General features: G+C 68.2%; 7 protein-coding genes. 2 read left to right on the plus strand and 5 right to left on the minus strand.

The genetic code is table 11. The features are described 5' to 3' along the window. The first annotated feature begins 43 nt into the window (after positions 1 to 43). Positions 44 to 343: a hypothetical protein gene (locus SCH01S_RS05485; RefSeq protein ID WP_046347765.1), complete on the plus strand. Its 300-nt coding sequence runs from the start codon at positions 44 to 46 to the stop codon at positions 341 to 343. On the opposite strand, the gene SCH01S_RS05490 is transcribed toward SCH01S_RS05485, so the two are convergent. Both SCH01S_RS05490 and SCH01S_RS05495 read right to left on the minus strand, forming a co-directional pair. Beyond that, positions 334 to 1,521, minus strand: coding sequence for a hypothetical protein (locus SCH01S_RS05490; protein ID WP_046347766.1), 1,188 nt, complete (start codon positions 1,519 to 1,521; stop codon positions 334 to 336). The genes SCH01S_RS05485 and SCH01S_RS05490 overlap by 10 nt on opposite strands. A 57-nt stretch (positions 1,522 to 1,578) precedes the next feature. Then, positions 1,579 to 1,875, minus strand: coding sequence for a hypothetical protein (locus SCH01S_RS05495; protein ID WP_046347767.1), 297 nt, complete (start codon positions 1,873 to 1,875; stop codon positions 1,579 to 1,581). A gap of 83 nt (positions 1,876 to 1,958) precedes the next feature. Between SCH01S_RS05495 and SCH01S_RS05500 the strand changes: the two genes are divergently transcribed. Beyond that, a complete protein-coding gene (locus SCH01S_RS05500) occupies positions 1,959 to 4,223 on the plus strand; it encodes a coiled-coil domain-containing protein (protein WP_046347790.1) in 2,265 nt (754 codons plus the stop codon). Here SCH01S_RS05500 and SCH01S_RS05505 read toward each other — a convergent pair. From SCH01S_RS05505 to SCH01S_RS05515, 3 genes are read right to left on the minus strand one after another with little or no spacing between them, the layout of a single operon-like run. Continuing rightward, a complete protein-coding gene (locus tag SCH01S_RS05505; protein WP_046347768.1) occupies positions 4,220 to 4,492 on the minus strand; it encodes a DUF1467 family protein in 273 nt (90 codons plus the stop codon). The genes SCH01S_RS05500 and SCH01S_RS05505 overlap by 4 nt on opposite strands. Beyond that, entirely contained in the window at positions 4,493 to 4,699 is a 207-nt protein-coding gene (locus SCH01S_RS05510; RefSeq protein ID WP_046347769.1) for a hypothetical protein, read from the minus strand. A gap of 8 nt (positions 4,700 to 4,707) precedes the next feature. Then, positions 4,708 to 6,348, minus strand: coding sequence for a ribonuclease J (locus SCH01S_RS05515; RefSeq protein ID WP_046347770.1), 1,641 nt, complete (start codon positions 6,346 to 6,348; stop codon positions 4,708 to 4,710). Positions 6,349 to 6,440 lie beyond the last annotated feature (92 nt).

Consider the following 6,440-nt stretch of genomic DNA (forward strand, 5'->3'; position numbering starts at 1 on the left):
GCGATCAGAGCGTTCTATCGTGCCCTCGAATAGGGGAGCGATCATGGGCTATGCCGAGGATAAGCGGGTGCACGACTCGATCGAGTTGGTCGGGATGCGCGCCCAGGCGACAACGGTCGGACTGATCCAGCTGTCGATCGAGCTGAACCGTGCCGGCGTGCTCGACCAGGCAGCGATCGACCGGATCAAGGAATCGATCGCGAAAGAGATTTCGCTCAATCGTCCGAAATCGGTATCGGCGGAGAATTTCGACGAGCATCTTCACCGCCGGCTCGATCGGCTTTTCGCCGGCGAGGATGCGGTCGGCGAGGTCACGCCGGAAACGATCGGCCCTCAGGATTGACGGCGGGTCAATCGCTGGACGGTCAGCAGCGACGCAAGGGCAAACGCTGCCTGCGCGGCCAGTCCGACGGGCCACCAGCCGGCAAGCGCGAACGGGATCAACAGCCAGATCAGCAGATCGGTGTCGGCCAACAAGAACGGGCGCCGCGGCGGCTTGCCGATCCAGCGTTCATGCTCCAGCAGCGCCGTCATGCCGCCAAGCGTCGCCGCGGCGAGCGCGAGCGTGCCCCAACCATAGTCGCGCAGATTCCAGCCGAGCGCGAGCAGCGCCGCGCTGGCCGTGCCATGGCGGAGCTGCGTCCAGCGCCGATGGTCCTTGCGCAGGCGCATCGTCAGCCCGGCAAGATGCCGCCCCAGCACATCGACCGGCCCGGAAAGCATGGCCAGCACCAGTCCCGGCCAGCGCCCGCCGCCCATCAGGACCAGCGCCGACAGCATCAGCAGGGCTGACGCGCCGCCGCGAAGCCAGGCCGGATCGATCATCGCCGCCATCGCTCGCGGTGCAAGCGCCCGGGCGAGCGGATCGAACACAAAACGGTCGAGCAGCCCGGTCGAGCCCCGCGCGGCGACACGGCTGATCGCCTGTTCGGCAGCAAGCGCGCTGCCTGCATCGGTCACCTGCGCCAGCAAGGGCGCGTGCTTTCCGTCGCCCAGGTCGACGCGCTCGGCACCCGCTTGGACGGCATTGCGCAGCAAGGTCGATTGCAGGTCCCAGTCGCCCAGCATCCGCGCCGTGCGCCGGATCAGCTCGCCATCGACAAGCAGCATCCCTGCCCAGCGTGCGCTGGCGTCGATCAATTCCCAGTTCCGGCTCTCGGGCACGTCCGCCAGTGTCAGGATTGCCGGAACGGAAGCGGACAGCAGCCGCTCCGCCGCGCTGGTGTCGGTCACGACGCCGTCGGCCAGCATCAGCAGCCGCTCGTCGGGCCGGACCCGCTGCGCGACATCCTCGACGCGGCGAACGATCTCGATCGCGATCCCGTCCCGCCGCAACCGCGCGAGCGCAGCGGCGATCGCCGGCGGCAGCTGTTCGGCAATGGTGATGACACGCTCCGCGCCCACCTCGACCAGCAGTCGTGTTTGCTGCTCCAGCACGGTCTGGCCAGCGACCGGCAGTTCCGCGCGCAACCCCGTCCCGCCTGCGACGTCCTCGCAGGCGACGATCAGTCCGGTCAGCATGGCACGCCCCGCATCGGGGCCTTCGTTAGGCGGTAATCGCCGCGGGCAAAAGCGCGTTTAGATCGTCAGCACCGTCAGCGCGCGTTCGATCTCTCCCAGCGCCGTGGCATCGCCACGCCGCGATTCGGCCGCATGGCCGGCTACGGCCATCAGCGCGGTTGCGCCGAAGCTGGCCGCCAGGCCTTTCAGGCGCAGCCCCGCCTCGCGCCAATCGGCGTCGCTGGATGCGCGCTGCATGCCTTCCAGATGGCGCGATGCGCTTTCGAGGAATGCGCCGCGTAGCTCGGCGACAAGTGCCTGATCGTCGCCGACCGCGGCGGCAAGCGACGTGTTGAGGGCCTGTTCGAACGACATGGGGTCAGCTTATCCCCGAAAACCTTAAGGGCCGGTAACCCGCCCTTGTTCTCACCTTGGCAAAAGCTGGTATGTTCCCGGGCATGAGCGGGTCGAAAAAAGTCGTGGGCCTCAGGCCCGAGCATGAAGACGAGCTGATCGTGGAAGACGCGACACCGGTTTACGCCGCTGCCGAGGAAGATGTGCCGGCGCCCCGCAGCGGCGCCGGGGTGTTCGCCGCCATTCTGCTGACGCTGCTGGCGCTCGCCTGGATCGGCTTCGTCGCCTGGAGCGTGGTCGCAGGCCCCGATGCCTATGCCAATCTGGCGATGGTGATCGGTGCGGCGAGCGCGCCGCTGGCACTGATCGGCGTTCTCGGCCTGCTCGTGCTCCGCACCAGCCGGCGTGAAGCGCACCGCTTTCTTTCCACCGCGCACGGCATGCGTGCCGAATCCGCGAAGCTTGAGGCGCGGGTCGGCGAGCTGACCGCCCGCATCGCGGCCAATCGCGAGGCGCTGGCCGACCAGACCATCCAGCTGACTCAGATCGGCGAGGAAGCGGCCGCGCGGCTGGCAAACGTCACCGCGACCTTCCGCCAGGACGGCGAAGCGCTGGACCGCCACGCCGGCACGCTCGCCCAATCGGCAAGCGCTGCGAGCGGCGAGCTGAACGCCCTGCTCGCAAGCCTGCCCAAGGCGCAGGAGCAGACGGATGGCATCGCCGCCGCGCTCGGCCATGCAGGTGAAACCGCCTTGGGCCAGGCGAGCGCCCTCGAAGCCCAGCTCGCCGCTTTGCTCGCGCGCGGCAAGGAAGCTGACGAGATCGCGAACGGCGCCGCCGGGACGCTCGCCGAGCATCTGTCGCGGATCGAAGGCACGACCGACAGCGCGCGCGCCCAGCTGGACGCGACCGCCGCGCAGATGAGCGAAGCGGTGCAGTCCGCTCTCGCCCGCGCCGCCGAGGCGCTCGATGAAGCCCGCCGCAGCGTCGAGGCGCAGGGCGCGGCGATGCTGGCGATGGTCGACCAGTCGAAGGCTGCGCTCGACACGACGGGCACCCAGTCCGCCGAAGCGCTCGCCGGCCGGATCGCCGAGGTCGGTGCGCTCGTCGACGGGATCGGCCGCAGCATCGGCGCGCATGACGAAACCGGCCGCGTCCTGGTCGAACGGCTGTCGGCGGGCATGGCCGAAATCGAGCAGCGGCTTGAGCGGCTCGATCAGAGCGGCACCGCCCGCACCGAGCAGCTTGCCGTCGCGATCGCGTCGCTCGGCGAGAATGCGGACCGTCTGTCCACCTCCCTCGCCGGCGCCGGCGATGCGGCGGACAGCTTCATCGCGCGCAGCGAGGCGCTGTTGACCGCCCTGGATGCCAGCGCGCGCGAGATCGACGAGACGCTGCCGGCCGCCCTCGCCCGCCTCGACGGCTATGCCGAGGCCAGCCGCGGCCGGATCGAGGCGATGCGACCCGAAGTCGGCGGCATCGAAGCCGGCGCGACGGCCGCGCTCGACCGCCTCGCCCAGACCGAAAAGCTGCTCCAGCAGCAGCGCGAGGCGATCGAACTGTTCGGACAGGCCGCGGACCGTCAGCTCCAGACCGGCAAGCGCAGCGCGGGCGAGCTGTCCGCCGCGGTCGATTCCGCCCAGGCGCAGATGGCCTCGCTCGCCGACGGCTCCGGCCCGCAGCTGATCGACGTGATGCTCCGCGTGCGCGACGCGGCGAACCAGGCGGCGGAGCGCGCCCGCGAGACGTTCGAGCGGATCGTGCCCCAGGCAGCCGCCTCGATCGGCCACGCAACCGACAAGGCAATCCAGGACGTGGTGAGCGCCCGCGTCGAAAAGCAGGTGCTTTCAGTCGCGGACGCCGCCGAGCGCGCGGTCGCGGCCGCCAATGCCGCCGCGGTGCAGCTCAGGGAGCAGATGGAGCAGGTCGAGCGCGGCGCCGCGGCGATCGAGGCGCGCGTCGAATCCGCGCGCGAGCAATCCGACGACGCCAATCGCGAAGGCTTCGCACGGCGCGCGGCGCTGCTGATGGAAGCGCTGAACTCGACCGCGATCGACGTCGCCAAGATCTTGTCGAACGAAGTGACCGACAGCGCCTGGGCCGCCTATCTGAAGGGCGATCGCGGCGTGTTCACGCGCCGCGCGGTGCGGCTGCTGGAAGCGGGCGAAAGCCGCGCGATCCAGACCTATTACGAAAGCGACCCCGAATTCCGCGAGCAGGTCGGCCGCTACATCCACGATTTCGAGGCGATGCTGCGGAATGTCCTCGCGACCCGCGAAGGCTCGCAGATCGCGGTGACGTTGCTGTCGTCGGATATGGGCAAGCTCTACGTCGCGCTCGCCCAGGCGATCGAGCGGCTGAGGACCTAGCCCTTCATCGTCCCCGAATAATCCATGTCGGCCGGCGTGATCCAGCCGTTCACATAGTTCGCGTAATAAAGCCCGAACAGCACCGCGCCCACAATGGTCGCGCGGATCACCAGCCTGCCGAAGCGATAGCCGTGCGGCGCGCTGTCGGCCTGGCCGGGAATGCGTTCGGCGCCGGCCTCTTCGTGCGTGCGCACGCCGAACGGCAGCACCAGGAACACGGCGAGCGACCAGAACAGGGCGTAAATGGCGAGAATCGAGGTCCAGCGCATTTAACGGCGTCTCCTCATCCAAGCGTTCACCGCCGCCAGACCAAGCGGCATAATGAACAACGTCACAGTCACGATTGCCAGATCAATCCCAAAAGCGGCCATGCCGATGGGTTTGCCGGCGGCAAACCACCCGAACATTGCGCGCACGCCCGTCAGCAACAAGGCCGCAGCCAATGAGATAACAAGCCACCGCCGTGTGAAGCCCATGATTCGACCTATACCCTGAGCAGCATCACGTCGACGATCGGCTTTTTGCCGGTCCATTCGACGGCCTTGCGGCGCACCGCGAGCCGGATCGCCTCGCGCAATTTCTCCTCGTCGGCCGCGCCCTTGCGCGCTGCTTCCTCGGCGGCGTCGCAGGCATCGGCGACGAAGTCGTCCTTGTCCTCTTCGACGGGGATGCCCTGCAGCCTGACCTCCGGGCCGCCCACGACCTTGCCGCCCTTGCCCAGCGCGACCGCGACCGAGATCTGGCCATAGGCTGCAATCCGGCGCCGTTCGTTGATCGTGGTGCCGTCTGCGGGAAGGATCACGTCGCCGTCCATCACCAGCCGTCCGGCGCGTTCGTTGCCGATCACGGCCGGGCCGTCGGGGGCGAGGCGCACGACCGTGCCGTTTTCCTGCACGATCGACCTCGGCACGCCCTGCTCTTCGGCGAAGCGCGCCTGCTCCGCCATGTGCCGGCGCTCGCCATGGACCGGCAGGATGATCTCCGGCCGGATCCATTTGTACATCAGCGCGAGCTCGGGCCGCCCCGGATGACCCGACACGTGCACATGCGCCTGCCGGTCGGTGATCATCCGGATGTTCTTGGCGGCCAGCGCATTCTGGATGCGCCCGATCGCGATCTCGTTGCCGGGAATCTGCTTCGACGAGAACACGACCAGGTCGCCCTCGTCCAACTTCAGCGGATGCTGGTCGAAGGCGATACGGCCGAGCGCGGCGCGCGCCTCGCCCTGCCCGCCAGTCGCAACGATCATCACTTCGCGATGGGGCAGCTTCATCGCCGCATCGAAATCGACCGGCTCCGGGAAGTCGCGCAGATAGCCAACGCTTTTTGCGACCTTCAAAATCCGGTCGAGCGACCGCCCGGCGACGCAGATCTGCCGTCCGGTGTCGCGCGCGACCTGGCCCAAGGTGGCAAGCCGCGCCGCATTCGACGCGAAGGTGGTGACAAGCACCCGGCCCGTCGCTTCCGCAATCACGCCGTCCAGCCCTTCGCGGACCGCCGCTTCGGAGCCCGATGCGTCCTCGTTGAACACGTTGGTGGAGTCGCAGACCAGCGCCAGCACGCCCTTGTCGCCGATCGCTTCCAGCTCGGCCGCGGTCGAGGGGGTGCCGAGCAGCGGTTCCTCGTCCAGCTTCCAGTCACCGGTGTGGAAGATATTCCCGTACGGCGTCTCGATCAGCAGCGCGTTGCCTTCGGGGATCGAGTGCGCAAGCGGCACATATTCGAAGCCGAACGGGCCCAGGTGGAATTGGCCGTGCTCGCGATCGATCACGTGCAGCTTCACCTGATCGGCGATGCCTTCCTCGTCCAGCTTGCCGCGGATCAGGCCGGCGGTGAACGGCGTGGCGTAGAGCGGCACGCCCAGATCGGCCGCGAGATAAGGCAGCGCGCCGATATGGTCCTCATGCCCGTGCGTCAGCACGATGCCGAGCAGATCGTCGGCCCGCTCCTCGATGAAGCTCAGATCGGGCAGGATCAGGTCGATGCCGGGATAGGCCGGGTCGGCAAAAGTGATGCCGCAGTCGACCATCACCCATTTGCCCTGGCAGCCATAGAGATTGACGTTCATCCCGATCTCGCCGGAACCGCCGAGCGCAAGGAAGAGGAGTTCGTTACCGGGAGTCATTGCATTCCTTCTAAGTCCTCCCCGGAACGGGGAGGGGGACCATGCGAAGCATGGTGGAGGGGCCGGAAGCGAAGCGGACGGTGGGGCAGTCG

The organism is Sphingomonas changbaiensis NBRC 104936, assembly GCF_000974765.1.
In the GTDB taxonomy this organism is placed as follows: Bacteria; Pseudomonadota; Alphaproteobacteria; order Sphingomonadales; family Sphingomonadaceae; genus Sphingomonas_B; species Sphingomonas_B changbaiensis.

What these genes read in the sequence shown, in the direction of transcription:
- SCH01S_RS05510 (WP_046347769.1), bottom strand. Translation starts at nt 4,699, where the DNA reads ATGGGCTTCACACGGCGGTGGCTTGTTATCTCATTGGCTGCGGCCTTG.
- SCH01S_RS05505 (WP_046347768.1), bottom strand. Translation starts at nt 4,492, where the DNA reads ATGCGCTGGACCTCGATTCTCGCCATTTACGCCCTGTTCTGGTCGCTC.
- SCH01S_RS05490 (WP_046347766.1), bottom strand. Translation starts at nt 1,521, where the DNA reads ATGCTGACCGGACTGATCGTCGCCTGCGAGGACGTCGCAGGCGGGACG.
- SCH01S_RS05515 (WP_046347770.1), bottom strand. Translation starts at nt 6,348, where the DNA reads ATGACTCCCGGTAACGAACTCCTCTTCCTTGCGCTCGGCGGTTCCGGC.
- SCH01S_RS05495 (WP_046347767.1), bottom strand. Translation starts at nt 1,875, where the DNA reads ATGTCGTTCGAACAGGCCCTCAACACGTCGCTTGCCGCCGCGGTCGGC.
- SCH01S_RS05485 (WP_046347765.1), top strand. Translation starts at nt 44, where the DNA reads ATGGGCTATGCCGAGGATAAGCGGGTGCACGACTCGATCGAGTTGGTC.
- SCH01S_RS05500 (WP_046347790.1), top strand. Translation starts at nt 1,959, where the DNA reads ATGAGCGGGTCGAAAAAAGTCGTGGGCCTCAGGCCCGAGCATGAAGAC.